Raw genomic sequence first — 25,227 nt, 5'->3', positions numbered from 1 at the left:
GATTTTGCGTGGAGGGGATTGGTGTCGTACAATTGACATCGCGAAGGGCAGCCCTGCCTGCCCGCTTTTGCCCTTCGCGACATCAATCAGAGGCTCCACGCCAAATCCACGCGACCCAACGCAAGCGAGCCACGAACAGTCCACCACTCTCAGCGGCGGACTTGGCAGTGCTGTGCTCGAACCCGGTCGCGCAGGCCCGCCTCGACCCACCCACTCCCCGATCCACCAACCCCCCGACCCGCCACCCCGCCAACCCACCACCCCAACCCCACCGACTGCCACAGCTGCATCACCCCACCCCCTGAACGTATGGTTGCCACGTGCATGCTCCTTACTCCCCAACACCAGCCGCGTGACCGCGCCGACTCGCCCCGCGCGGAGCGCGATCCTCACTGTCGACGACGACCCCGGCGTCTCCCGAGCCGTGGCGCGGGACCTGCGTAGGCGCTACGGCGACCGGCACCGGGTGATCCGGGCGGAGTCGGGGCGGCAGGCGCTGGACACGCTGCGGGAGATGGCGCTGCGCGGGGAGCTGGTGGCGGTGATGCTGGCCGACTACCGGATGCCGGACATGAACGGCATCGAGTTCCTCGAGCAGGCGATGGACCTGTACCCGGCGGCCCGGCGCGTGCTGCTGACGGCGTATGCCGACACGGAGGCGGCGATCGACGCCATCAACCTCGTGGACCTGGACCACTACCTGCTCAAGCCGTGGGATCCGCCGGAGGAGAAGCTGTACCCGGTGGTGGACTCCCTGATCGACGCGTGGGCGAGCACGGACCACAAGCGGGTGCCGGAGACCAAGATCGTCGGCCACCAGTGGTCGGCCCGGTCGTCGGAGGTGCGGGAGTTCCTGGCCCGCAACCAGGTGCCCTACCGCTGGTACCAGGTCGACGAGCCGGAGGGCGAACGCCTCCTGGCCGCCGCCGGTGCGGACGGACGGATCCTGCCGGTGGTGGTGACCACGAACGGTGACGCGCTGATCGCGCCCACGGACGCGGAGCTGGCCAACGAGGTGGGCCTGAGCACGAAGCCGTCGGAACGCTTCTACGACCTGGCCATCGTCGGCGGCGGACCCGCGGGTCTCGGGGCAGCGGTGTACGGCGCCTCGGAGGGGCTGCGGACGGTCCTCATCGAGCGCACGGCCACGGGCGGGCAGGCGGGCCAGAGTTCGCGGATCGAGAACTACCTGGGCTTCCCGGACGGTGTCTCGGGCGCCCAGTTGGCGGACCGGGCCCGCCGACAGGCCACCAAGTTCGGCGCGGAGCTGATCACCACCCGTGACGTGGTCGGCGTGGAGATCAACGGATCGGCCCGTACGGTGCGATTCGCCGACGGGGACGCGATCGACGCCCACGCGGTCATTCTGGCGACGGGTGTCTCGTACCGGCAGCTGTCCGCGCCGGGCCTGGACGACTTCACCGGACGGGGCGTGTACTACGGGTCGGCGCTGACGGAGGCCACCAACTGCTCCAAGCAGGACATCTTCATCGTCGGCGGGGCCAACTCGGCCGGGCAGGCGGCGGTGTACCTGTCCCGGTCGGCCCGGTCGGTGACGATCGTGGTGCGGGCCGAGTCGCTGACCGAGTCCATGTCGCACTACCTGATCCAGCAGATCGCCGCCATCCCGAACATCTCGGTGCTGACCTGCACGGAGGTGGTCGAGGCCGGCGGCGACGACCACCTGGAGCACATCTCGTTGCGGCACAACAAGACCGGCGAGGTGCGCAAGGTCGACGCGTCCTTCCTGTTCGCGTTCATCGGCGCCGCGCCGCGCACGGACTGGCTGGACGGCGTGGTCGCCCGTGACGAGCGGGGCTTCGTCATCGCCGGCCCCGACCTGGCCGTGGACAACGCATTGCGGGACTGGCCGCTGGACCGCCCGCCGTATCACCTGGAGACCAATGTGCCCGGCGTGTTCGTGGCCGGTGACGCGCGCTCCGACTCCGGCAAGCGGGTCGCCTCCGCGGTCGGCGAGGGAGCGATGGCCGTCATGCTGGTGCACCGTTATCTGGAGCGGACATGAGCCCTCTGCCGTGTGACATCGCCGAGCTGCGCACCCTGTTCCTGTTCGAGAAGCTGGACGAGCACCAGCTGGAATGGCTGTGCGAGCACGGGCACATCGAGCATTTCGAGCCCGGCCCCGTCTATCGCGAGGGCGACCCGGCGACCTGCTTCTACGTGATGATCGAGGGCGGCCTGGCGATGTCCCGGCGGGTCGGCGCCGAGGACGTGGAGATCAGCCGGACCACCCAGCCCGGCGTGTACGCCGGCGCGTGGCGGGCCTACCTGGGCGACCGCGTGCCGCAGAACTACGACGGCTCGATGCGGGTCACCGAGCCGTCCCGGTTCTACGTGCTCGACGCGGTGCTGTTCGAGCAGGTCATGCGCGAGTGGTTCCCGATGGCCCTGCACATGCTGGAGGGCCTGTTCTTCGGCATGCAGAACACCCAGCAGGCCATCGGGCAGCGGGAACGCCTGCTGGCGCTGGGATCCCTGTCGGCGGGGCTGACCCACGAGCTCAACAACCCCGCCGCCGCGGCGATCCGGGCGACCTCGACGCTGCGGGAGCGGGTCGCCGGCATGCGGCACAAGCTGGGCATGATCGCCGCCGGCCCGTACGACCGGGTCTCGCTGGCGACGCTGGTCCAGCTCCAGGAGCAGGCCGTCGAGCTGGTGGCGAAGGCCAAGCCGCTGGAGCCCCTGGAGGCCGCCGACAAGGAGGACGAGCTCTCCGACTGGTTCGACGAGCACGAGATCCGCGCCGGCTGGGAGATCGCGCCCACCTTCGTGCAGGCGGGTCTGGACGTGGCCTGGCTGGACACGGTGGCCAGCACCGTGGACAGGTCCATTCTGGAGGGTGCGGTCCGCTGGCTCAACTACACCGTCGAGACCGAGCTGCTGATGACCGAGATCGAGGACGCGACCACGCGAGTGTCCACTTTGGTCTCAGCCGCCAAGCAGTACTCCCAGCTGGACCGGGCGCCGTTCCGTCCCGTCGACGTGCACGAGCTGCTGGACAGCACCTTGCTGATGCTGGGTCGCAAGATCGGTGACAACATCACCGTCGTGAAGGACTACGACCACAGCCTGCCCGAGGTGCCGGTGTACGCGGCCGAGCTCAACCAGGTGTGGACGAACCTGATCGACAACGCCATCTCGGCCATGGGCGGCGTCGGCACGCTGACCGTGCGCACGGCCCGCGAGGACGACCGGCTGCTGGTGGAGATCGGCGACACCGGGCCCGGCGTGGCGCCGGAGATCAAGAACCGGATCTTCGAGCCGTTCTTCACGACCAAGCCGGTCGGCTCGGGCACCGGCCTCGGCCTGGACATCTCATGGCGCATCGTGGTCAACAAGCACCGCGGCGACCTGGCCGTCGTCTCGGTGCCCGGCGACACCCGCTTCCAGGTCCGCATCCCGCTCGTCCCCGCCGTTCAGGAAGGCAACTCATGACCGTTCCCGGCATCGACCCGTCCGTGCCCCCGAGCGGCACCGGCTGCGTCGAGTGCGACGCCGCCGGCGGCTGGTGGGTGCACCTGCGCCGGTGCGCCCAGTGCGGGCACATCGGCTGCTGCGACTCGTCGCCGGCCCAGCACGCCAGCGCCCACGCGAAGTCCTCCGGGCACCCGTTCATCCGCAGCTTCGAGCCGGGCGAGGACTGGTTCTGGAACTTCCAGACCAACGAGTTCTACGACGGTCCGGCGCTGGCCGGCCCGCAGTCGCATCCCGAGGACGCGGCCATCCCCGGCCCGGCCGGTCGCGTTCCGGAGGACTGGCGCAGCCACGTGCACTAGGTTTGATGTCCATGAGCCACGAGGAGCTCGCGGACGCCCTGCGTCTCGCGGTCGTCGGTCGTTCCGGAGTGACTCCCGTGTCGCTCCGGAACGCCATTTCGAAGCGGGTCGCGGGCGGGCCGGCGGTGAAGGAGCCGTACGACACCCTCGCCCGGCGGATCGCCGAGGCCTCCTACCGCGTGACCGACGCCGAGGTCGACGCCGTGCGGTAGGCGGCCGGCAGCGAGAAGGCGGCGTTCGAGGGCCGTGATGGCGGCCTGTGTCGGGGCCCGGTCTCACGCCTGGGATGCCTTCGTGGAGGCGCTCGATGCGTCTTCCTGAGATCGAGCGCGGCGACAGCCTCCGCAGCCGGGCGGTGATCCAGGTCGTCTCGCTGGCATTGGGGGCGCGACTGCCCGACGCCGCCCGGGTTGCCTTCTACCAACAAGGCTTTTGTCGGCACGGCGCTCGGCGCATGGACGCAGGAGGCCATGCGCGGGCCGAGCGAGTGGTCCGTGGCCGAGCGGGAACTCATGGCGGCGATGGTCGCCCGGTGGAACTCGTGTCCGTTCTGCGTCGGGGCGCATCGGGCCATTGCCGCGCTGGGCATGGACAAGGCCGTTGCCGAGGCCTGCCTCGACGACTACCACACCGCGCCCATCTCGGAACCGTTGCACGCCACACTGTCCTTTGTGGAGACCATGACCCTGCGTCCCGGCGAGCTGCCGGCCGCGGTCCGGGCGGCAACGGCCGAAGGCGTCACGCGGCAACAGCTCACGGACGCCGCCGCGGTCGCCTCGGTGTTCAACATCATCACCCGCTACGCCAACGCCCTGGACTTCGTGATCCCGAGCGAGGCCGAGTTCGACAAGGCCGCCGGCATGATGCTCAAGCGCGGCTATGCCTGAGCTCCCCGAGGTCGAGTCGGCTCGCTCCGTCATAGACCGCGCCGCGCTGGACCGCCTGATCGTCGAGGTCGACGACACCGACGACTACGTGTGCCGGCCCCATCCGCCCGGCGAGATCCGGTCGCTCCTGCTCGGCCACCGGCTCGTCGCCGCGCACCGCCGGGGCAAGTCGCTGTGGTGCGACACCTCCTCCGACGGCCCGGCGCTCGGCATCCACCTCGGCATGTCGGGAAAGATCGTCATCGCCGACGTCGACGGCAGCGAGATCGACGGCGGCGACTACTGGGAGGGCCGCCGCGTGTCCGGCGACTACCGCTGGTCGCGGTTCGCCCTGACCTTCTCCGACGGCGGCCGCCTACTGCTGGTCGACCCGCGTCGGCTGGGTCGCATCACCCTCGACCCGCCCGTCGACCGTCTCGGCCCCGACGCCGCGACGATCACCTCCGCGCAGTTCAAGGCGGCCTTGTCGAGAGGGTCGGCCCCGCTCAAGGCCCGCCTGCTCGACCAGCATTTCGTCGCCGGCATCGGCAATCTGCTGGCCGACGAGATCCTCTGGCGCGCTCGCGTCCATCCCGGCCGTCCGGTCGACGAACTCACCCCGCGCGAGGTCGGGAAGGTCTTCCGTGCCACCCAGTCCGCCGTGACGGACGCCTTGGACGGTGGTGGCGTGCACACCCTGTCGATCATCCCGTTCCGCCACGCCGGGGCGCTGTGCCCCCGTGACGGCGCCCCGATGGCCCGGGGCACCGTCGGCGGCCGCACCAGCTGGTGGTGCTCGGCGGAGCAGGTGATCTAGTCGGCGTTGTTGTTGTCCGATCGGGCATTTCTGGTCCGAGGTGACCTCCTTGCCGTGATCGTCGTGGTTAGGGTGGCGGCATGAGGTTCGGGCTGTACCTGCCGCAGGGCGAGTTGGCCGATGCGCGGCAAGGCGTGATGACGGTGGCGCGCGAGGCGGAGCGGATCGGCTACGACAGCCTGTGGGCCTTCGAGCGAACCCTGTTCCCGCTGGAGCCGGCCGACGGCATGGGCGGCGTGCCCGGCCTGCCGTGGGCCGACTTCTACCGGCACAACATGGATCCGTTGACGCTGCTGACGTTGGCCGCGGCGGTCACGGAGAAGGTCCGGCTGGGCACCGGGGTGCTGGTCGCCGGGCTGCATCCCGCACACGCGTTGGCCCGCACCATGGCGACCCTGGACCAGGTCAGCGGCGGCCGGGCGGTGCTCGGGCTGGGCGGCGGCTGGTCCAGCGACGAGTTTCGGGCCGCGGGCGCCGACGTCCGCCGCCGTGGCCGGTCGCTGGAGGAGACCGTCGACGCCTGCCGGGCGTTGTGGGGCCCCAACCCGGTGTCCTATCGGGACAGTCGTATGGTCGTCGACAACGCCCTCGTCACGCCGAAACCCCTGGGACGCTTACCGATTCTCCTCGGTGGCGGCAAGACCGAACGTCGCGCTGGACCGGATCGCCCGCAAGGCCGACGGCTGGATCCCCGCCGGCCTCGGGCCCGCGGCCGTCGCCGGCACGTGGAAGCGGCTTCGAGACCTGGCCGCCGATCACGGCCGTGATCCGTCCTCGCTGGGCCTTTACCCTCAGGTGCGCCCATTCGTCACCCCGAAGGACCTCGGCCCCGACCGCATGCCCGGCCAGGGCTCCATGTCCCAGGTGGTCGACGACCTCGCCGCGTACGCCGAGGCCGGCGCCGACGAGGCCCTTATCGTCGTCCTCGACGCCCGCTCCGCCGGCGAGCACGTGGACAAGGCCGCGGTCCTGATGGCCGCCGTGACCGCAGGAGGCCTGCGATGAAGGCATTGCGCTTGGAGCGCTGGAAGTCGGATCCCGTGCTGACCGAGGTTGCGGAGCCGAGGCCCGGCCCGGGGCAGGTGGTCGTGCGGGTGGGCGCGGCCGGCGCCTGTCACTCGGACCTGCACCTGATGCGGGAGTTCGGCCCCGGCCTGTTGCCGTGGGGTCCGCCGTTCACCCTCGGGCACGAGAACGCCGGCTGGGTGCACGAACTCGGTCCCGGCGTGACCGGCGTCGAAGTCGGCCAGCCCGTCGCCGTGTACGGGGCGTGGGGCTGTGGAACCTGCGCGCGGTGCCGGCTCGGCATCGAGTCGTACTGCGAGAACCGTGCGGGGGCACCGGCCCCGGGCGGCGGTTGCGGGCTGGGTGTCGACGGCGGCATGGCCGAACTGGTGCTCGTGCCCGATGCTCGACACCTCGTCCCGTTGCCGGACGGCCTCGATCCCATCCTCGCCGCCCCGCTGACCGACGCCGCGCTCACGCCGTACCACGCGATTCGGCGCTCCTGGTCCAAGCTGCATCCCGGCGCCACTGCCGTGGTGATCGGCATCGGCGGCCTCGGCCATCTCGCCGTGCAGATCCTGCGGGCCACCACCGCCGCCCGCGTGATCGCCGTCGACACCCGGAACGAGGCGTTGGAGCTCGCTTCGCGGGCCGGGGCCGACCACTGCTTGTTGGCCGGTCCCGACGCCGCAAGCACCATCCGCGAGCTCACCGACGACCGCGGCGCCGATGCCGTTTTCGACTGTGTGGCCAGCGAACGCACCGTCGCCCTCGGCGTTGCCGTCGGGCGGGTGATGGGCGATCTGACGCTCATCGGCCTCGGCGGGGGAGCCGTGCCCGTGCGCTTCGCCGCTGTCCCTCATGAGTTGTCGGTGCAGACGACCTACTGGGGCAGCCGATCCGAGCTGGAGGAGGTCCTCGACCTCGCCGCCCGCGGCCGGCTGCATGCCGAAGTCACCACGTTCGCCCTCGACGACGCCCTGGAGGCCTACCGGCTGTTGGAGGCCGGCGAGATCACCGGCCGTGCGGTGATTGTGCCGGGCTAGCTCGCGGCTGACCGCGGATCGTTGTGCAGGTAGGCCAGTTCCTGTGCCCGGTGGGCGATGCGCCAGCCGGCGTCGGTGCGCACGAAGCGGTCGATGTACCAGAGGCCCACGAACATCACGCCGCCGGCGGTGAGCACGAGCGGGTTGTGGCACATGGTGCGCCCGGTGGCGACGTCGCCGTCCAGCTCGATCTTGCTGGCGGCGACCAGGTGCTGCGTGACGCTGAAGTACGCCATGGTCTCACCCAGGTAGGCCTTGATCGTGGCGAGGTCGCCGTGCACGGAGCCGGTCGTGGCCCGGAAGTCGATCTCGGCGTCGGGCGTGAAGATCCCGTCGAGCGCGTCCCACTCCCGCCGGTCCACCGCGTAGCTGTAGTCGACGAGCAGGTCCTGGATCTCCAACCGGTCGGACAGCTCCTGCAGCGACTTGGTCATGCGCGCCCCCGGCCCGTGGTGATTATCGTGTCACTGTGACACGTTAATCGCCACGGACCGGTTCGTCACGCCCGGATCACTTCACCAGCCCGCACGCCGAGGGGTCGGCCGAGACGTGGAGCTCGGTCGTCCAGCCGTAGCCGACGACCTTGCCGGCGCCGTCGGCCGCCAGCGGCGCCCAGGTGTCGGTGGTGTCGTCCCGCTTGTACCAGCGCAGCACCGGGCCGGTCGAGATCGAGGAGCCGCGCGCGTACAGGATGTCCGCGCCCGGCGAGAAGATCTCGCTGAACATCTGCCAACCGGTGCCGATCGGCTCGGCGATCTGGAGCCACCTGTTGTCGGCGAAGGAGTACTCGTACCGGAACAGGGCGCCGGCCGGGGTACGGGCGTACAGCACGCCGTCGCCGGCCGCGGTGATCGAGTTGTACATGAGCCAGTTGGTGCCCAGCGACACGCCGGCGCCGTTGACCCAGTTGTTGGTGGCGGTGTTCCAGATGAACACCCGCAGCTCGCCCTTGGCGTTGATGGCGAAGATCCGGCCCTGCGAGTCCACGGTGACCCGGTTGGCGTACGCGCGGTCAGGTACGGCGCCCAGCCGCCACCGACCTGGCCGCCGCCGGTCCACTTGGTTCCGTTCCACGCGAAGCGCCGGATGACGCCGTCGGCGAACGTGTCGGCCGCGCCGGTGTTCTTGTGGATGTCCCACACGATGCCGTCGGGCGCGGCAAGCATCCGGCCGAGCCAGCCGCTGCCGACGGCCGCGGTCGGGTTGACCCAGTTGGCCGTGCCGTTGGCGGCGTCGTTGTGCACGTAGTGCCACATCCCGCCGCCGGCCCGCTCGGACCAGACCGTGGCCGGGGTGCACTGCACCTGCGCGGGGGCGGTCTGCTGTCCGATCCACGCCGCGAGCGTGTCGGTGCGGATCTCGGTGGTGCCCTGCTGTGGCTGCTCGATGCCCATGCAGCCGTGTTGCAGCGAAGAAGTGGTGACGCCGACGAGCGTCGCCAGGCCGCCCGCCTCGCGGAAGGCCGGGGCGCCGGCGTCGCCCTTGCAGGCGTCGGCGGTGTCGCTGTGCAACACCAGCTGCGCGGCGTCGACCGTCCCGACGGTGAAAGCGCTGGTGTGCAGCACGTTCGGGATCCACTCGTCCGCGGTGCGGCCGAAGCCGGCCAGTCGGACCGGGTCGCCGGCGGCGGGCGCGGTGGTGCTCAGGGGGACGGGCGTGATGCCGGTCGCGGCCTTGTCCAGCTTGACCAGCATCACGGTGTGGCCGGCGTCCGGCACGAGCTTGGACGCGTGGGCGGTGATGCCGGCCGTCGAGCCCAGATTGACGCGGCCGACAACAACTGTTGTCGCCTTGGCCGGCGCGCCGCCGTCGGGGTTCTCGGGAAAGCAGCTGGGCACGGTGAGGACCCAGGCCGGCGCGACGAGGGCGCCGGAGCAGGCCCGGCCGTCTGCGGTGATCTTCGCCGTGAAGTTGTAGGTGGTCGCGGCGTCACCGGACACGGCCAGGGCCGGCGCGGTGAGTAGGGCTCCGCCGGTGACGGCGACCAGGGCGGCGGTGACGGCTCTCGACCGGATCCGCGCAGATCTCATGCATCCCCCTCAGATGTGCAGCTGCCCGGCGAGTATCGGGCGAATTCGCCCCCGATGTCCCAAGAGATCGCTGTGACCCGGGTCACTAACGGGTGGGCGACACCGGTTGGCCACGCGATGTTCGTCGGGGCGGGATAGGAAGCGGGGGAACCGATTCTGGAGGTCCAGCGATGTCACTGACCCGGCGCACACTGTTCCGCGGCGCGCTCGCCGCCGGTGGCCTGGCCGCCTCCGGTCCCGGCCTGGTCCGTTCTGGTAGGCCCGCGCTGACTCACGGCGTGCAGAGCGGGGACGTGCTGGCCGACCAGGCGACGGTGTGGGCCCGCGCTGACCGGCCGTCCCGGATGATGGTGGAGTTCGGCACCGATCCGACGTTCCGGCGGACCACCCGGATGCCCGGGGCGCTGCTACTGCCCGGTTCGGACTTCACGGCCAAGACCGTGCTGCCGCAGCTTCCGGACGGGGCCGACGTCTACTACCGCGTGACCCCGGTGGACCTGCACGACAGCTCGCTGGCCGGTCAACCGCTCAGCGGGCGCCTGCGGACCGTGCCGCGGCGGGCCAAGGACGTGTCGTTCGTGTGGTCCGGCGATCTGGCCGGGCAGGGCTTCGGCATCGACACCGCCCGCGGCGGCTACCGGATCTTCGAGCAGATGCGCCGCCTGGACCCGGACTTCTACCTCTGCAACGGCGACAACATCTACGCCGACGACCCGATCGAGCCCACCGTGGCGCTGCCCGACGGGACCCTGTGGCGCAACGTCGTCACCGAGGAGAAGTCGAAGGTCGCCGAGACGCTGGACGAGTTCCGGGGCAACTACAAGTACAACCTGCTGGACGAGAACCTGCGCCGGTTCTACGCCGAGGTGGCGCAGATCCAGCAGTGGGACGACCACGAGACCCACAACAACTGGTATCCCGGCGAGATCCTGGACGACCCGCTCTACACCGAGAAGCGGGTCGACGTCCTGAAGCTGCGGGCCCGCCAGGCGTATCACGAGTACGTGCCCATCAATCCGGTCTACGACCGGGAGAACCGGATCTACCGGGTGCTGCACCACGGGCCGCTGCTGGACGTGTTCGTGCTGGACATGCGCTGGTACCGCGACGCCAACTCGCCCGACAAGCAGACGTTCAACGACGGCGGCATCCTCGGCCAGGAGCAGGCGGCCTGGCTCAAGCGGGAGCTGAAGCGGTCCACGGCCCGGTGGAAGGTGATCTCCAACGACATGCCGCTGTGCGAGGTCGTCACCGACGCCGGCGGCAAGTTCGAGGCGGTTTCCCAGGGCGACAACGGAATGCCCCTCGGCCGGGAGTTGCAGATCGCCGAGCTGCTGACGTTCCTCAAGCGCAACCGCATCCACAACGTCGTGTGGCTCACCACGGACGTGCACTACACCGCCGCGCACTACTTCGACCCGGACAAGGCTGCCTACCAGGACTTCGATCCCTTCTGGCAGTTCACTTCCGGGCCGCTCAACGCCGGGGCGTTCCCGCCCGCCGCCGTCGACACGACCTTCGGCGCGCAGCAGGTCTTCGTGAAGGCCCCGCCCTACGCCAACGCATCGCCGGCCACCGAGTTCCAGTTCTTCGGCCAGGTCAGCGTTTCCGCCGTGACGGGGGCGATGACCGTGCGGCTGCGGGACAACTCCGGCGCCGTGCTGTGGTCGAAGGAGCTGACGCCCCAGCGCTGAGCCGGGTTCAGGCGTGTCCGACGCCCGAACCCGGCCCGGGACTACGCCGGGTCGAACGGCTTCTGGTCGATGCCGCAGGTCGCGCCGACGGGCGGCAGCACACCGGAGATCAGGTAAGCGCGCTTGGCCTTCTCGGCGCAGGTGCTGTGCACGTACATGGTGCTGTGGCCCGAGCCCTCGACCACCAGCAGCCGTGCCTTGGCCAGCTCGGCGATGCCGTCCTTGGCCCCCTTGAGCGGCGTGGACGGGTCGAAGCGGCTGTTGATCACCAGGATGGGGGCGGAGGTCGGGCGGTTCCACGGGCCGCGGTAGGGCTGCACGGCCCGGTGCGGCCAGTAGGCGCAGGACATCATGTCGAACACGCCGATGCGGCCGAAGTACGGCACCCGGGCGTCCTCGCTGGTGGCCAGGGCGCTGTAGGTCGATTCGTCGGTGGGCACGGTGCTGTCGCCGCACTGGATGGCGTTGAACGCCTCGGTGGAGTTGCCGAGGTACGGCTCTCCCTTGGGGGACAAGGCCTTCGCCGTGACAGCGCTGGCCTCGTAGAGGCGCTCCAGCTGGGCGGCGTTGTCCTTCCACGCCTCCGGCTTGGCGAGATCCCCGGCCAGGTTGATCACCGCCGAGTAGCTGAAGGTGCTGGCGGTGCCGTCGGGATTGGTGACGGTGATCGGGTGCTGGCGGGCCCGTTCGGCCAGCGTCTGCCACTTGGCGTGCACGTCGCCGCCGGAGAAGGCGCAGTTGGGGCCGGCCGCGGCGCACTGAGTGAGGAAGGACTCGAAGGTCTCTGCGATGCCACCGGCCACGTCCTGCCGGGTGTCCACGGGCAGGGTCGTCCCGGCGTTGCCGTGACCGGTGGCGCTGCCCTGGAAGTCCATGGTGCCGTCCATGACGAGCGCCCTGATCCGGTTGGGGAACAGGTTGGCGTAGATGGCGCCGATGTGGGTGCCGTAGGAGATGCCGTGATAGGTGATCTTGGCGTCGCCGACGGCCCGCCGCAGCAGGTCGATGTCCCGCGCGGTGTTGACGCTGTTCATGTACGGCAACAGGTTCCCCGCCTGTTGCTGGCAGCGGTCGGCGAGGTCCTTGGAGGCGTGGAAGTAGGCGGGCTCGCCGGCCGCGTCGCCCGGCATCTCCGGGAACGAGGCGAAGTACTGCTCCTGCTCGGCGTTGGTGGAAAAGCACCGCACCGCCGTGCTGTGGCTGACCGCCCGCGGATCCCACGACACCAGGTCGAACCGGGCGCGCAGCTCGTCGGAGAACAGCCACTGCCACTTGGCCCGCTGCCGCAGTCTGTCCACACCGGACGGTCCGGGCCCGCCGAAGTTGACGAACAGCGTGCCGATCCGGTGGGCGGGGTCGCTGGCCGGCAGCTTGATCAGCGCCAGGTCGATCTTGGTGCCGTAGGGGTTGGCGTAGTCCAGCGGCACCCCGGCCGTGGCGCACTGGAAGCCGTCGGCGCAGTCGGCCCAGGTCAGCGCGGGCGTCGGCGCGCGGTCGGCCAGCACGTCGGAGCCGTCGGCCGTGGCGTCGGCTGTCGCCGGCAGCAGGCCGAGACCACAGGCCAGCGCGGCGGCGAGGGCGGCGGCCCGCAGGCGCGGTCTTGTTCGTAAAGGCACTGGGAGGTCTCCTCATGGTCGTGTGCAGCCATCTGACGCCATGCGGATCACCCAGGTTGTTCGTTATCGGGCAATAGTCACGGTGCCCGGTCGAGCCGTCGGGGGTGGAAAATCAGGCGGTCACCTGGATGATGGTCTTGCCGGCGGTGCGGTTTCGACGGGCGAAGGCGTCGGCCGTCTCGGCCAGCGGGCGCACGGCCCCGACGAGGGGCTTCAACCGGCCGTCCCGCACGCGCTGAGCCAGGTCGGCCAGCTGCGCGCGGTCGGGTTCGACGACGAAGAAGACCGCCCGACCGTCCTTGGGCTGCACCGTCGGCGGCGCGGGGATGGTGACCAGCGTCCCGCCGGGGCGGACCAACGCGGCCGACCGCTCCAGCACCGAGCCGCCGATGACGTCGAGCACCACGTCGACCTCGCCGCTCAACGGTTCGGCGTCCAGGTCCACAAACGCCTGTGCGCCAAGGCCGAGAACCAGATCACGGTCGGCGGCCCGGCCGGTGCCGATCACCCGGGCGCCGACCTCGCGGGCCAGCTGCACGGCGATGGATCCCACGCCGCCGGCCGCGCCGTGGATCAGCACCGTCTGGCCGGTGGTGAGACCGCCGTGGACAAAAAGTCCTTGCCACGCCGTCAATCCCGAGATGGGCAGCGCCGCGGCGACGGTGTGGTCGATGTCGGCGGCCAGCGGCGCGAGGTTGCGCGCCTCGACGGCCGTGTACTCGGCCAGGGAGCCGTCGCGGGCCCAGTCGGCCAGACCGAACACCCGCTGGCCGACGGTCAGACCCGTGGTGCCGTAACCGAGTTCGGCCACCACGCCGGACAGCTCGTGCCCGGGAATGCTGGGCGTGCGGTCGCGGCCGGCCCGGTCGGTCCAGCTGGTGGGCCAGTCCAGCTCGCCCGGGGTGAAGCCGGCGGCGTGGACCCGCACGATGACGTCGTTCTCGGCGGCATGCGGGTAGGGCCGGTCGGTGAGCGTCAGTCCGTCGATGCCGGCGGCCTGGTCGGTCACGGTGATTGCTTGCATGCCAATGCCTTTCCCGAGGGCCCGGCGGTCCGTGTGGACCGGCGGGCGGCGTGCAGCGTCGCGAACAGGGACAGTGTCCCGACAAACGCCGTGTACAGATAGCTGGTGGCCGCCAGGCCCCACCAAGGTGTGGCCAGCCCGGCGGCGACCGACGGCAGGCCCAGCGCCGCGTAGCTGACGAGGTAGGCGGCGGAGAACACCGCCGACCGCGACGCCGCGTCGGTGGCCCCGCTGATGCCGCGCAGGGTCCCGTTGAATGTCAGGCCGACGCCCAGACCGGCCACGATCGAACCGCCGATGAACACCGGCGGCGAGGCGAAGAACACCGCGGCGGCCAGGCCCACCGCGCCGACGGTCAGGAACACCGACCCCAGCAGCGTGGCCCGCCCAGCCGGCTGTCGTGCCGCCCACAGGCCGCCCACGCTGTTGGCGAGGAACAGGACTGTGATGCTGAGACCGCCGGCGGCGCCGAACCCCACGTGCAACACGTCGTGCACGAGCGAAGGCGCAAGGGCCAGGAACAGGCCGGTGATGGACCAGCCAGCGACGATGGCCGGCACGGCGGCGAGGAATTCCCGCCGCGTCGCCGGGGGAACGTGGACTCTCGGGCGCAGCGCGGCCAGCGCGCCGGGGCGTCGTCCGGCCGTCTCCGGGACGGCGGCGACCAACACGGCGAGGATCGCGAACGCCACCGTGAGCGCGGGGAACACCACACCGTCCGGGCGGGGGCCGGCCTGGACGAGCAGACCCGTGACGCCGCCGCCGACGGCCAGCCCGAAACTCGTGCCCACCGCGGTCATCGTCGGCCCCCGGTGCGGGCGGCCCTCGGGGGAGAACTCGACCAGCACGGCGGTGAGTGCGCCCGTCGCGGCCCCGGTCGCTATGCCCTGGACGATGCGGGCGACCACCAGCGAGACCACCCCGTCGGCCGTCCAGAAGACCGCCGTGCCGGCCGCGGCCACCAGCAGCGACGCCACCAGCACCGGCCGGCGGCCGAGATGGTCGCTCAGCGAGCCGACCGTCAGCAGCGCGGCGGCCAGCCCGGCCACATACACCGCGAAGACCACGGTCAGGACCGTCACCGAGAAGCCCCAGCGCTGCAGGTACAGCGGGTAGATCGGCGAGGGCGCGCTGGTGGCGGCCATCAGCAGCACAGTGGTGACCACGATCAGGCCGAACGAGGCGGCCCGGCCGAAAGCGGGCATCGTCAGCTCGGCCAGGCCGAGCCGAGAATGCGCTCGACCGAGGTGGTCTGCCGGAAACCGGGGATGAAATGGGCCAGCACGTCGGCGTTCACGGTGCCGTTGGTCGTGTCGGGTCGGTGCTTGAACCCGTCGAAATAGGCGCGGAGGAACTCCTTCTTGAAATCGCCCCTCGGATGGCCGGCCAGCACCTCCTCTACCTGCGCGATATCCAGCTCGTCGAGGCCGAATCCGATCACGTCGGTCACCACGCCGAAATACAGCGACGAGATCTCCGGGCCCATTCGGTGCGGAATTCCCGGCGTCGTGTGCAGCGCGATCGCCGTCCACACGGTGTCGGCCGCCGCGGCCGAGAAGCCGTGCTCCAGCAGGAACTTACGCCCGTGGTCGGCCCCGTCGACCTCGAACCGCTGCTCCACCTCGGAAAAGGGCGTGGCGAGGCCGGTGTCGTGGAACATCGCGGCCAGGTAGAGCAGTTCCGGATCCGGCGTCACACCGAGGCGTCGGGCCTGGATCTGGCCGAACAGGAACACCCGGCGCGAGTGGTGGTAGACGAGCGGGCTGGTCGTCTCCTGCACGAGACGGGTGGCCTCGGCGACGGCCGCCGTCTCCGGAACCTCCACACCCGCGATGACCTCTGACATGACGTTCCGCGCTTTCGGCTGATGGTGACCGGACTTCTTCCATGGTGCCGACCGCGGTCGGACCCGCGCCGGTGTTCTCCGGCCACGAAACCCACCGATCAGGACAGGCGGTCGCCGTCGACGGCGCCGCTTCCACCGAGCCCGCGCCGGACACGTGCCTGGTGGCCGGCTCCGTCAGTCTGAGCGCCCGCGACCTGACCCGGCCTTCCCCGAGGAAGTGTCGCTGAGTTCCACCGCCTACCAGTGTCGATTCGGCGCCACCCGACAGGGAGCATGATCAACTCCTGGCGGGCCGGCTGTTTCGTGGGCACTATGGGCCGCATGTCCGCGATTCCCGAGAGTTCGGCCGAAGCCGTGCTGAACGACTACGACAGCTTCGCCGAGGCGTACGTGGCCGAGAACGAGACCAGCCTGTTCAACGCCTACTACACCCGGCCCGCCGTCGTCGAACTGGCCGGTGACGTGGCCGGCCGCCGCATTCTCGACGCCGGCTGCGGCGCCGGTCCCATCTTCTCGGACCTGCGCGACCGCGGCGCCGTCGTGAGCGGCTTCGACTCCAGCGCCGAGATGGTGCGCATCGGCCGTGAGAAGCTCGGACCCGACGCCGACATCCGGGTCGCCGACATCACCCAGCCCCTGCCGTACGCCGACGCCGAGTTCGACGACGTCGTCTCCGCCCTCGTGCTGCAGTACTTCGAGGACTGGACCACCCCGCTGGCCGAGCTCCGCCGCGTCCTCAAGCCCGGCGGCCGCCTCATCCTCGTCGTCAACCACCCCATGATCTACAAGCTGGCGTTCCCCGACACCAACTACTTCGACACCACACAGTGGTCCGACGAGTACACCTTCGCCGGCCGTCCGGCCGTGCTCACCTACTGGCACCGCCCCCTCAGCGCCATGAGCGACGCCTTCGCCGCCGCCGGCTTCCGCACCGCCCACATCGCCGAGCCCTATCCCGCCCCCGAGGCCTACGAGCTCCATGCCGACCAGCTCAAGGGCCACAAGCGCTTCATCTGCTTCATCTTCTTCGTGCTGGAAAGCGGTCTGACCGCGGCCCTGCTTCGAGGTAGCAGTATATAGCGCTATGACTTCAGTGATAAGTGAAATCTAATCTTCTGACCTCGGGGCAGGACAACACCACGCCTGGAGGGTGGGCGCCTGCTTTCAGGCCGGCAGGAGGGTGGGGGTCAGATGATGTCGGAGGCGAGGGGCCAGCGACGGACGCGGTAGGGGAGCCACCAGGCGCGGGCGCCGACCAGGCCGACGAGGCCGGCGGAGATGAGGTCGCGGGCTATGGGGGCGGGCAGGGAGGCGAGCGGGGGACCGTCGCGGAGGGCCTCGATGGCCTGGCGGTAGCGGGGGTCGGAGATGATGAGCTTGCGTAGGCGGCCGGAGCGGAAGTCGCGGATCTCGACGAAGCCGGGGCCGTGGCGGTCGACGCACTTGCAGAAGTGGTAGGAGGACCGCCACTGGTCACGGATCGAGGGGTGGTCGACGACTTCGGCCGGCGGATGGAGGTGACCGAGGGCGGGCCACATCTCGGCGTCGCCGGGCAGCCGCAGGCGCCAGTCCACGGCGATGCCCCACGCGGTCAGCTCCCGTACCAACGTGAGGGACTGCACGGTGGAGGCCTCCGCGTCGGCGGCCAGATCGACCAGCGAGGGCAGGACGGCGTGCCGCGCGCCCTCGGCGTAGAACTCGGCCACGGTGGCGAGGGAGGGCCCGGACCTGGTGCCCAGCACCGTTTCCGGCCGGCCGTAGTCCCGCCACAGGATCACTTCGGTCACGGCAGCCGCCCCTCACTGCCGACCAGCGGCGCCGACGGCGTCCAGGTGGTCCGGGCACCACGCGAAACCCGGGTCAGCGCCTGGTTGTTGGCCAACGGCGCGGTCGACACGTGCTGGCCGCCGTCGGAGTACAGCAGCCCGAGTTCCCGCCAATGGCTCAACAGAGCCGAAACCGCGCCATCGCCGAGGCCGGGGAACCGGTCGGCGAGCTTGCGGGTCAACGCGGCCGACGTGTGCGGGCGGTCGAGCAGTCGCAACGCGGTCAGCTCCAAGGGGTCGTCGACGGTCAAGGTCCGCCAGTCGAAAGCCGAGCGCTCGCTGACGAGTTCGATGTGGTCACCCCGGTCGGCGCTGGTCAGGCGGCTGCTCTGGTACGCGGCGGCCCAGCGGTCCACGGCTGCCGCCAGCTCGGCCGCCACGTCCTCGTCGACACCGCGCGGCGGCACCGCGAACAGGTAGGCCAGCTCGAACAACTCGGACTCGGGCAGGTCGTACATCATCGCGTACTGCGGATCCGGCGCCAGGTCAGGGAAACCGAGCTCGGGGCGGTTGAAGTACGGGCTGAACCGCTCGACCGCGAACCGCCCCACCGAGTGCGGCGGCGGCAGGTGGTGCAGGGCCGGCATCTGCGCGACGACCGAGGCGTAGTCGGCGACGGTCTCGCCGGGAAACCCGTACAGGTAGTTCCATTCGACCCAGACGCCGCAGGACTCGGCGTCCCGCAGCATCCGCACGTTCTGGCAGCCGCTGATGCCCTTGTCCATGATGCCGAGCACGTGGCTGCTGAGGTTCTCGATGCCCGCCTGCACGTTGACGATGCCGGCGTCGGCCAGCAGCTGCACCTGCTCGCGGCGGAGATTGGCCTTGATCTCGCAGAAGAACCGGAAGTCGTGGTCGGCGGCGGCCAGCTCGGGCAGCAGCGAGGTCAGGTAGTTCATGTCCAGGATGTTGTCCACCATGAAGATGTCGAGCACCCGGTGGCGTCCGGTCAGCTCGACGATCTCGTCGAAGAACCGCCGCGGGCTCTTGCTGCGGAACTCCATGAACGAGCCGTTGAGGCCGCAGAACGTGCAGTGGTGCTTCTCGCCCCACCAACAGCCGCGCGAGCTTTCCATGACCAGCTTGGGATCCGTCCACGTGCGAGCCGCCGACGACGCCAGCCGCTCGAAGTAGCCGTCGTAGTCCGGCGCGACGATCTCGTTGGGCGGCAATGGTTTTGTGCTCATCGCGTTGGCCACCGAACGGTCGCCGTCGCGCCAGCAGAGCCCGGACACGGCGGCGAGGTCCCGGTCGCCGGCCAGTTCGGCGACCAGTTGGGGGAACGCCACCTCGCCCTCGCCGCGCTGCACGAAGTCCAGGAAGTCGAAGTTGCGGTGCAGCGCGGTGCCCTGCGGACCGTCGCAGCTGGCGCCGCCCATGATGGTCATGATCTCCGGGGCCAGCCGTTTGATGTGCTTGGCCGCGGACAGGGCGGCCGTGGTCTGCTGGAAGGTCGCGGTGAAGCCGACCAGATCCGGTCGGCCGGCCACGATGCGCTCGGCCAGCTCGGCGACGAACGCCGGGGCCGACCGGTGCAGCCGCCGCAGCAGCGCCAGGTCCCGCTCGGAGCGGCCGCCGACCGCGTCGACGAGCTGCGGCCACCGCCAGTCGGGATCGTCGTACAGGGCCGACGAGAAGACGAAGTCGCCGCCGCCGGTGGCGAACGAGTGCAGCGAGAACAACTCGTAGTCCGGCAGCGTGACCGGCGATTCCCGGCTCAACCAGTCCACGTAGTCGATGTTCGCGTGCAGCACCTCGACCTCGGCGTCCGGGAACCGGGCGCGCAGGCTGCGGCTGAGGATGCCGAGCGCCAGCGACGGGATTTCGACCGAGCCCCAAGGCATGTTGACCAGCACTATGCGCATGACACGTCTCCGGATTCGCGGCTCAGGCCGGGTCCATCAGGGCGAACTGCGATGCCGTCGCGGCGGCCAGCGATCCGGTGGCGTGCAGCCGGTCGAGCACGATGGCGTCGACGATGTCGGCGTGCAGCCGCTCGGCCGCCTTGTCGGTGTTCGGCTCGGCCCCGTACCCGCACATCACCCACCGCTCCCGCACGACCGGCTCGCGGTGGTAGCCGGCCGTGACCGTGCCGACGTCGTATCCGTCCTGGCCGGCGGAATGGCAGCAGCTGTACAGGGTTCCGTCGGAATTGACCACCGCGCCGGTGGTGCCGCCGACCGCGTCGCAGAACAGGCAGGGGGCGGCCCTCGGCGGGGCGACCGTGAAACCGGCGTCCATCGCGTGCAGGTACAGCTCGCCCACCCGTTTCGCCAGTTCCGCCGAATGCCGCACGGATTTCTGGTAGCCGATGCCGACGTCCTGGATCAGGGCCAGTTTCAGCATGAACCGGCCAGTGTCGAGCCGGTCGCCGAGTCGGTCGATGAGCGTCTGCACGCCGTCGATGGACTCGCGGCTGATGTTGACCCGCAGCCGCCATTTCAGCGCGGTCCGCGCGGAGGCCGCCTCGACGTTGCGCAGAATGGTGGCGAACGTGCCGCGGCCGCCGAGGGTGATCCGGGAGCGGTCGTGGTCGGCCGCGTCGCCGTCCAGGCTGATCTGCACCCATTCCAGGCCGGCGCGTTCCATCTCGATCGCGCCGGCCGCGTCGAACAGCGTTCCGTTGGAGATCATCGACGCGCCGGTGAGCCCGAGCGGCCGGCATCCTTCCAGCAGTTTCAGGCAATAGCCGGGAAACATCGTCGGCTCACCGCCGAACAGCATCAGCTTGACCGCGGTCTTGTTCAGCTCGGCCATGCGGTCGCGGGTGAAGGCGAGGATGTCGGCGACCTTGCGGTCATCGACGGTGGCGCCCGGGATCCGCAGCGGAATCGCGCCCTCGGGGGCCTGCGGGAGTTCGGTGTTCTGAAAGCAGTACGGGCAGGCCAGATTGCAGCGGGTCGTCACGAGCACGGTCAGGCCGTACAGGTCCGAGTCGGTGGCCGGCGCGGCGTCCCGGGCCGCCAGCAGTTCCCGCACCGCCGGCGTCGGCCGTCCCTGCGCGTCGAAGTGCTGCTCCGGGACGCGCGCGACGAAGGTGCTGCCGACCGCCCAGTAGCCGGCGGCGCCGCGAATGAAACGCATGCCAGGACCCCCATTTTCCGCTGGCTCGAATTTCCCTCGAATACGTGTGCGCCGCCGGGCGAGAGCCGACAACCCGCCCTCACCCGGCGGGTTCTCACCGTGTCACAGCGGCAGGCACGGCCAGGCGACCTGCGTCTGGAAATCGAAGAATTCGATCTGGATCGCCGGCTCGCGCGGCGGATCGACGGTCGCGACCTCGGTGAGGTCGAGTTCGTTCTCCACGTGGACTCCTCCTTTCGGGATCGACCAACCGCTCAAGAATCGCCGGGCCAGCGCGGGGCAGGCAATGGCCGGTCCGCTCAGCGGACCGGGACTTCCCGAATTGGCCCCGAACGGGGCATGCTGGCCCGGTCGGCGTATTCGCCCGCGGCAGACGGTGGTGGTTGTGCCCATGGAATCCGGTCCGCGAATCATCGTCTGGGACACGACCTATGCGTGCCCGCTGCTCTGCGTGCACTGCTATTCGGAATCGGGTCGGCGGCCGACGCGGCAACTCGATCCGGACACGATGCTGCTGGTCGCCGACAAGATCGCGGCGGCCGGGCCGGAGTCGGTCGTGCTGTCGGGCGGAGAGCCGCTGCTGACTCCCGTGATCGCCGACATCGCCCGGCGGCTGTCGCAAGCCGGCGTCCAGGTCGTGGTGTACACCGGCGGCTGGTCGATGCGGCCCGAGCTGGCCGAGCAGCTGGCGTCCACGGTGTCCCTGCTGGGCGTCAGCGTGGACGGCGCGACCGCCGAGGTCCACGACAAGGTCCGTGGCCGGCGCGGCGCCTTCGACCGCGCGCTGCGCTCCCTCGCCATCCTGGACGAGGTCGCCTCGCGCGTGCCGTTCAACTTCGGCCTCGACTGCTCGGTGATGCGGAGCAACTTCCACCAGCTCGACGACATCTGCGCGACCGTCGCGCCCCGCTTCCCGCGGCTGGGGTTCGCCTACTTCGGCCCCGTCGTGCCCAGCGGCGCGGCCAGCCGTGCCGGGTTCGACGCCGAGCTGCTGACCGACGACCAGGTGCGGGAGCTGACCAGCGACGACCGCGTGGCCCGGCTGCGCTCGTTGGCCGGCGACGGCGTGGACGTGCAGACGACCGACAACCGCCAGCTGATGATGCATCCCGATCGGGCCAGGGACTGGTCGACCTACGGTTCCGTGCAGATCGAGCCCGACGGCCAGGTGCGAGCCATGTCCATCTACGAGGGCACCGTCGGCAACATCCGCACCGACCCGCCGTCCGTGCTGTGGGAGCGGGCGCTGGCCCGTTGGCACGATCCCTTCGTCGTCGAGACCCTGGGCCCCGTGCGGACCATGGCCGAGTGGGCCGTCGCCGCCCGACGCATCGACCAGCGTTTCGGTTCGCCCGACGACCTGCGCCGCATCGCGCGCCGCCCGGCCTGATCCTCTGCGGGGCTGACTGTCAGCGGGCCTGATCGTCAGGCTGGCCGACCGTCAGCCGGGTTCGAGGCCGGCGCTGATGGCGCGGCCGACCCGGCGGAGCACCTCGGCGATGCGGGGCAGTCGCGGGGAGGCCTCGATCATGGCGCACACCGCCGCCACCGAACGGCCGTCCCGCGCTCGTATCGGCACGGCGGCGCAGGCGACGCCGGGCACCGCCTGCTCGTGGTCGAGGGCGATTCCCCGGTCCCTGATCAGGGCCGCTTCTCGTTGCCAGGACGCGGATTCCAGGGCAAGCGGGGCCAAGCCCGCGGCCAGCGCCTTGCCGACCGCGGTCGGGAAGCCCCAGGTGGCGCCCGCACGCAGGGGCACCAGCTCGTCGATCTCGCCCGGCACGCCCGACACCACCAGGGCCCGGCCGGCCCGCAGCACGCACAGACCCACCGAGGCCCCGGTCGCCCGGGCCAGCTCGTGAAGGGGCTGCGTCGCCGTGCTGCGTAGTCCGGGATGCGGCTCCCACGCCTGGCCCAGCTGGAACAACCTCGGACCGACGCGGTACCTGGTGTCGGCCCGTTCGACCGCCCCCAGCCGCACCAGCTGATCCAGCAGCCGATGCGCCGTCGCCTTCGGCAGTCCGCTGCCTGCCGCCAAGGCCGTGAGGCCGGCGTCGCCGACCTCGCACAGTCGGTCCAGCAACCGGAACGCGCCGTCCAGCACCCCGCGTCCCCCGTCGTCCGCGTGTGCCCCGCTCATCGGCCGTGACCGCCGACCGCCGCTCGTCGTGGAGTCCGCATTCCCCCGAGCATCCGGCACCGACGCCGTCGCCGGCGCCGCCCGGAGCCGTACCGCGCCTTTGGGCACCCCATCGCGCAGCTGAGCACGGGCTTTGCCGCTAACGCCACTCGTCCAGGGCGGCCACCAGAAGCTGGCCGCGCCCGACGAGAACTGCACCGCGTGGGAGTCAGTCGCCAGGGCTCGGCGTCGCGGACGAGCTGGTCGACGGGCCACGCCCGGTCGAGGAGCGGGCGTCCGGCTGACGAGAACTGGACGGCGCGGTCAGCGGATCGAGCACTCCTTCTTGCGCTCGCGGTAGGCGCGGGTGGCCATCTGGCCGCTGCACGACGTGCTGCAGTACAGCGCGGAGGAGTTGCGGGTCTTGTCGAAGAAGGCGGTGTAGCAGGTGTCGTTCTTGCACACCTTGACGCGGGCCCAGGCGCCACGGGAGGCGAGGTCGGCGACGGCGCTGAGGAGATAGGCGAAAGAGCGGTCGACGCCGGTGCCGGTGGGGTGCAGCTCGCAGCCGTCGGCGGTGACGACGGTGGTCACGGGAAAACGGAGCGCGGCCCGCTGGAGGTGGGCCTCGGCCTCGGACACCATCGACAGGCCCTCGTCGCAGCCGACGTGAGCACGAAGGATGCTGAGCAGCGCGTCGCGAAGTTCACGGGCGGTGGCGGCATCGGCGTCGGTGGCGTCGGACGACTCGCCGGCGCCGGCGGCCGCAAACCAGGCCGCGACGGCGGGACCGTCGGCCAGCAGCTCGGTGGGCTGCTTGTGGTGCGGGCGCGAATTGACGAACGCCATCAGCAGATCCGAGCTGACGCACTCCGCCCCGGCGCGCGGCGGACCCAAAGTCACCTTCACGGCCAACACCTCCTGGAGCCGAGTCTAGTGGACGTGGGTGTCATGAGCTAACTGGTTACGAATGTCACAAGAGGGCCAACAGGCTTGCTATGTGATGACCGTGTGCGAGTAGCGTATGACGGGTCACGAGCCGCGCGGTCCAGCGCGGGGACAGTTCAGGGAGACAAGAACATGAGCAAGCTGCTGGTGATCCTCACGTCCGCGACGGTCTGGAGCCAGAAGGACGGCAGCCAGCGGCCCACCGGCTTCTGGGCGGAGGAGTTCGCTGTGCCGCACCGGATCCTGTCCGCTGCCGGCGTGCAGCTGACCATCGCGACGCCGGGCGGCCGGCCGGCCCGGGCCGACGAGCTGAGCCTGAGCGCGGAGGCCAACAACGGCAACCAGGCGCACGCGGACGAGATGCGGGCCTACGTGGAGGCTCACCGCGACCTGCTGCAGGAGCCGGCGAGGCTGGAGGACATGGACCCGGCCGACTTCGACGGGGTGCTGATCCCCGGCGGCCACGGCCCGATGCAGGACCTGGCGGTCAACGCGGACGTGGCCCGCGTGCTGGCGGCGCTGCTGCCCGACCAGACCAAGGTGGTGGCCTCGCTGTGCCACGGCCCGGCCTCGTTCTTCGCGGCCGGAGCGCCCGACGGCAGCTGGCTGTTCAAGGGCCGCAAGCTGACGGCGTTCACCGACGACGAGGAGACGCAGGTGGGCCTGGCCGCCAACGCCCCGTGGCTGCTGGAAGAGCGCCTGCGCGGCGCCGGCGCCGACTACTCGGCGGGCCCGGCCTGGGGGTCCTACGTGGTGGTCGACGGCAACCTGATCACAGGCCAGAACCCGGCCTCGGGCGGCGAGGCGGCGGAGGCGGTCCTGAAGGCGCTGGCCGAGCGCGCCTGAGCGATGTCGACGGGCAGCGCGGACCACGCGCTGCCCTATGCTCGTCGGGTGATTCGTGTTGACCATGCAGTCACCAGCGGCACGTTCAGCCTCGACGGCGGGACGTTCGACGTCGACAACAACATCTGGGTCGTCGGCGACGACACCGAATGCGTTGTCATCGACGCCCCGCACTCCGTCGACGACATCCTGGCGGTGGTGGGGGAGCGGACCGTCAAGGCCATCGTGTGCACGCATGCCCACGACGATCACGTGCGGGTCGCGCCTGCCCTGCGCGACCGGGTCTCGGCGCCGATCCTGCTGCATCCCGACGATCGGCCGCTGTGGGAGCTCACGCACACGGAGTCCCGCTGGGACACGGACCTGATCGACGGCCAGACCGTCGACGTGGCCGGCACTTCGCTGCAAGTCCTGCACACGCCGGGTCATGCTCCCGGCGCGGTCTGCCTCTACGTGCCCGCGCTCGGCTGCGTCTTCACGGGCGACACGCTCTTCAACGGCGGCCCCGGCGCCACCGGGCGCTCGTTCAGTGATCGCCCGATGCTCGAATCGTCCATCCGCGCAAGGCTTTTCGCGCTGCCGGACGACACGATCGTCCACACCGGACACGGCGACGACACCACCATCGGCCGGGAACGCGCCCTCCTGGACGCGACCGACTGA

Annotated in this window: 26 protein-coding genes and 1 pseudogene; 15 read left to right on the top strand and 12 right to left on the bottom strand. The window is 70.5% G+C overall.

Features of this window, described 5'->3' with window-relative positions; all coding sequences use genetic code 11:
* Positions 1 to 352 precede the first annotated feature (352 nt).
* The 9 genes from KUTG_RS04175 (at position 353) to KUTG_RS04140 (ending at position 7,531) form a co-directional block, all read left to right on the top strand.
* Positions 353 to 2,026 carry an FAD-dependent oxidoreductase gene (locus tag KUTG_RS04175; protein WP_043715016.1) on the top strand — a complete coding sequence of 558 codons (1,674 nt, stop codon included), beginning with the start codon at positions 353 to 355 and terminating at the stop codon, positions 2,024 to 2,026.
* Entirely contained in the window at positions 2,023 to 3,456 is a 1,434-nt protein-coding gene (locus KUTG_RS04170) for an ATP-binding protein (RefSeq protein WP_043715014.1), read from the top strand. The genes KUTG_RS04175 and KUTG_RS04170 overlap by 4 nt, the downstream gene beginning before the upstream one ends.
* Entirely contained in the window at positions 3,453 to 3,797 is a 345-nt protein-coding gene (locus KUTG_RS04165; protein WP_043715010.1) for a UBP-type zinc finger domain-containing protein, read from the top strand. The genes KUTG_RS04170 and KUTG_RS04165 overlap by 4 nt, the downstream gene beginning before the upstream one ends.
* An 11-nt stretch (positions 3,798 to 3,808) precedes the next feature.
* The gene (locus KUTG_RS63155) at positions 3,809 to 4,009 is read left to right on the top strand and encodes a hypothetical protein (protein ID WP_232240653.1); all 201 of its coding nucleotides are present in this window, start codon (positions 3,809 to 3,811) and stop codon (positions 4,007 to 4,009) included.
* 198 nt (positions 4,010 to 4,207) lie between these two features.
* Complete coding sequence (locus KUTG_RS04155) at positions 4,208 to 4,684, top strand: carboxymuconolactone decarboxylase family protein (protein ID WP_232240652.1); 477 nt, start codon at positions 4,208 to 4,210, stop codon at positions 4,682 to 4,684.
* Positions 4,677 to 5,480: an Fpg/Nei family DNA glycosylase gene (locus KUTG_RS04150; protein ID WP_043715008.1), complete on the top strand. Its 804-nt coding sequence runs from the start codon at positions 4,677 to 4,679 to the stop codon at positions 5,478 to 5,480. Before KUTG_RS04155 ends, KUTG_RS04150 begins: the two co-directional genes overlap by 8 nt.
* Positions 5,481 to 5,560: 80 nt before the next feature.
* Positions 5,561 to 6,247 (top strand): TIGR03619 family F420-dependent LLM class oxidoreductase, encoded by a 687-nt coding sequence (locus KUTG_RS04145; protein ID WP_052393910.1) that lies wholly within the window; start codon positions 5,561 to 5,563, stop codon positions 6,245 to 6,247.
* A 28-nt stretch (positions 6,248 to 6,275) separates the two neighbouring features.
* Positions 6,276 to 6,485 (top strand): hypothetical protein, encoded by a 210-nt coding sequence (locus KUTG_RS60715; protein WP_052393908.1) that lies wholly within the window; start codon positions 6,276 to 6,278, stop codon positions 6,483 to 6,485.
* Complete coding sequence (locus KUTG_RS04140) at positions 6,482 to 7,531, top strand: NAD(P)-dependent alcohol dehydrogenase (RefSeq protein WP_043715006.1); 1,050 nt, start codon at positions 6,482 to 6,484, stop codon at positions 7,529 to 7,531. The genes KUTG_RS60715 and KUTG_RS04140 overlap by 4 nt, the downstream gene beginning before the upstream one ends.
* On the opposite strand, the gene KUTG_RS04135 is transcribed toward KUTG_RS04140, so the two are convergent.
* Both KUTG_RS04135 and KUTG_RS60710 read right to left on the bottom strand, forming a co-directional pair.
* Positions 7,528 to 7,965: a nuclear transport factor 2 family protein gene (locus tag KUTG_RS04135; protein WP_043715004.1), complete on the bottom strand. Its 438-nt coding sequence runs from the start codon at positions 7,963 to 7,965 to the stop codon at positions 7,528 to 7,530. The genes KUTG_RS04140 and KUTG_RS04135 overlap by 4 nt on opposite strands.
* Positions 7,966 to 8,041: 76 nt before the next feature.
* Positions 8,042 to 8,605: a tachylectin-related carbohydrate-binding protein gene (locus KUTG_RS60710; RefSeq protein ID WP_198046999.1), complete on the bottom strand. Its 564-nt coding sequence runs from the start codon at positions 8,603 to 8,605 to the stop codon at positions 8,042 to 8,044.
* 12 nt (positions 8,606 to 8,617) lie between these two features.
* On the opposite strand from KUTG_RS60710, the gene KUTG_RS60705 reads away from it, so the two are divergent.
* Positions 8,618 to 8,779 carry a hypothetical protein gene (locus KUTG_RS60705; RefSeq protein ID WP_198046998.1) on the top strand — a complete coding sequence of 54 codons (162 nt, stop codon included), beginning with the start codon at positions 8,618 to 8,620 and terminating at the stop codon, positions 8,777 to 8,779.
* A 185-nt stretch (positions 8,780 to 8,964) separates the two neighbouring features.
* On the opposite strand, the pseudogene KUTG_RS65930 reads toward KUTG_RS60705, so the two are convergent.
* Positions 8,965 to 9,561 (bottom strand): annotated as a pseudogene (locus KUTG_RS65930) (trypsin-like serine protease); the annotation flags it as partial.
* A gap of 170 nt (positions 9,562 to 9,731) precedes the next feature.
* Here KUTG_RS65930 and KUTG_RS04115 point away from each other — a divergent pair.
* The gene (locus KUTG_RS04115) at positions 9,732 to 11,255 is read left to right on the top strand and encodes an alkaline phosphatase D family protein (protein ID WP_043714996.1); all 1,524 of its coding nucleotides are present in this window, start codon (positions 9,732 to 9,734) and stop codon (positions 11,253 to 11,255) included.
* A gap of 41 nt (positions 11,256 to 11,296) precedes the next feature.
* Here KUTG_RS04115 and KUTG_RS04110 read toward each other — a convergent pair whose 3' ends face one another.
* The 4 genes from KUTG_RS04110 to KUTG_RS04095 all read right to left on the bottom strand — a co-directional run bounded on the left by KUTG_RS04110 (position 11,297) and on the right by KUTG_RS04095 (position 15,741).
* Positions 11,297 to 12,871, bottom strand: a complete 1,575-nt coding sequence (locus KUTG_RS04110) for an alpha/beta hydrolase (protein ID WP_232240650.1) — start codon at positions 12,869 to 12,871, stop codon at positions 11,297 to 11,299.
* Between the two features lie 112 nt (positions 12,872 to 12,983).
* Positions 12,984 to 13,895, bottom strand: a complete 912-nt coding sequence (locus tag KUTG_RS04105; RefSeq protein ID WP_084578876.1) for an NADP-dependent oxidoreductase — start codon at positions 13,893 to 13,895, stop codon at positions 12,984 to 12,986.
* Positions 13,877 to 15,100, bottom strand: a complete 1,224-nt coding sequence (locus tag KUTG_RS04100; RefSeq protein WP_052393906.1) for an MFS transporter — start codon at positions 15,098 to 15,100, stop codon at positions 13,877 to 13,879. The genes KUTG_RS04105 and KUTG_RS04100 overlap by 19 nt, the downstream gene beginning before the upstream one ends.
* A 2-nt stretch (positions 15,101 to 15,102) precedes the next feature.
* Positions 15,103 to 15,741 (bottom strand): HD domain-containing protein, encoded by a 639-nt coding sequence (locus tag KUTG_RS04095; RefSeq protein ID WP_043714994.1) that lies wholly within the window; start codon positions 15,739 to 15,741, stop codon positions 15,103 to 15,105.
* Positions 15,742 to 16,062: 321 nt separating this feature from the next.
* Here KUTG_RS04095 and KUTG_RS04085 point away from each other — a divergent pair, with 321 nt between their 5' ends.
* Entirely contained in the window at positions 16,063 to 16,821 is a 759-nt protein-coding gene (locus KUTG_RS04085) for a class I SAM-dependent methyltransferase (RefSeq protein WP_052396522.1), read from the top strand.
* A 107-nt stretch (positions 16,822 to 16,928) separates the two neighbouring features.
* Here the strand turns inward: KUTG_RS04085 and KUTG_RS04080 are convergent, their stop codons facing one another.
* From KUTG_RS04080 to KUTG_RS04070, 3 genes are read right to left on the bottom strand one after another with little or no spacing between them, the layout of a single operon-like run.
* Positions 16,929 to 17,528, bottom strand: coding sequence for a DUF5825 family protein (locus KUTG_RS04080; RefSeq protein ID WP_052393904.1), 600 nt, complete (start codon positions 17,526 to 17,528; stop codon positions 16,929 to 16,931).
* Positions 17,525 to 19,432, bottom strand: coding sequence for a RiPP maturation radical SAM C-methyltransferase (locus tag KUTG_RS04075; RefSeq protein ID WP_063753479.1), 1,908 nt, complete (start codon positions 19,430 to 19,432; stop codon positions 17,525 to 17,527). Before KUTG_RS04075 ends, KUTG_RS04080 begins: the two co-directional genes overlap by 4 nt.
* A gap of 22 nt (positions 19,433 to 19,454) precedes the next feature.
* Complete coding sequence (locus KUTG_RS04070) at positions 19,455 to 20,651, bottom strand: radical SAM protein (RefSeq protein ID WP_052393903.1); 1,197 nt, start codon at positions 20,649 to 20,651, stop codon at positions 19,455 to 19,457.
* 391 nt (positions 20,652 to 21,042) lie between these two features.
* Here KUTG_RS04070 and KUTG_RS04065 point away from each other — a divergent pair, with 391 nt between their 5' ends.
* Positions 21,043 to 22,041, top strand: a complete 999-nt coding sequence (locus tag KUTG_RS04065; protein WP_043728210.1) for a radical SAM protein — start codon at positions 21,043 to 21,045, stop codon at positions 22,039 to 22,041.
* 51 nt (positions 22,042 to 22,092) lie between these two features.
* On the opposite strand, the gene KUTG_RS04060 is transcribed toward KUTG_RS04065, so the two are convergent.
* Positions 22,093 to 22,791 carry an IclR family transcriptional regulator gene (locus KUTG_RS04060; RefSeq protein WP_043714990.1) on the bottom strand — a complete coding sequence of 233 codons (699 nt, stop codon included), beginning with the start codon at positions 22,789 to 22,791 and terminating at the stop codon, positions 22,093 to 22,095.
* 303 nt (positions 22,792 to 23,094) lie between these two features.
* Positions 23,095 to 23,679 carry a CGNR zinc finger domain-containing protein gene (locus tag KUTG_RS04055; RefSeq protein WP_063753681.1) on the bottom strand — a complete coding sequence of 195 codons (585 nt, stop codon included), beginning with the start codon at positions 23,677 to 23,679 and terminating at the stop codon, positions 23,095 to 23,097.
* 171 nt (positions 23,680 to 23,850) lie between these two features.
* Here KUTG_RS04055 and KUTG_RS04050 point away from each other — a divergent pair, with 171 nt between their 5' ends.
* The gene (locus KUTG_RS04050; RefSeq protein WP_043714988.1) at positions 23,851 to 24,564 is read left to right on the top strand and encodes a type 1 glutamine amidotransferase domain-containing protein; all 714 of its coding nucleotides are present in this window, start codon (positions 23,851 to 23,853) and stop codon (positions 24,562 to 24,564) included.
* 48 nt (positions 24,565 to 24,612) lie between these two features.
* The gene (locus KUTG_RS04045) at positions 24,613 to 25,227 is read left to right on the top strand and encodes an MBL fold metallo-hydrolase (RefSeq protein ID WP_232240649.1); all 615 of its coding nucleotides are present in this window, start codon (positions 24,613 to 24,615) and stop codon (positions 25,225 to 25,227) included.

The sequence above is a fragment of the Kutzneria sp. 744 genome (assembly GCF_000568255.1).
Lineage (GTDB): Bacteria > Actinomycetota > Actinomycetes > Mycobacteriales > Pseudonocardiaceae > Kutzneria.
Note: the sequence above shows the minus strand (reverse complement) of the source record. Positions and strands in the feature narration are given on the sequence as shown.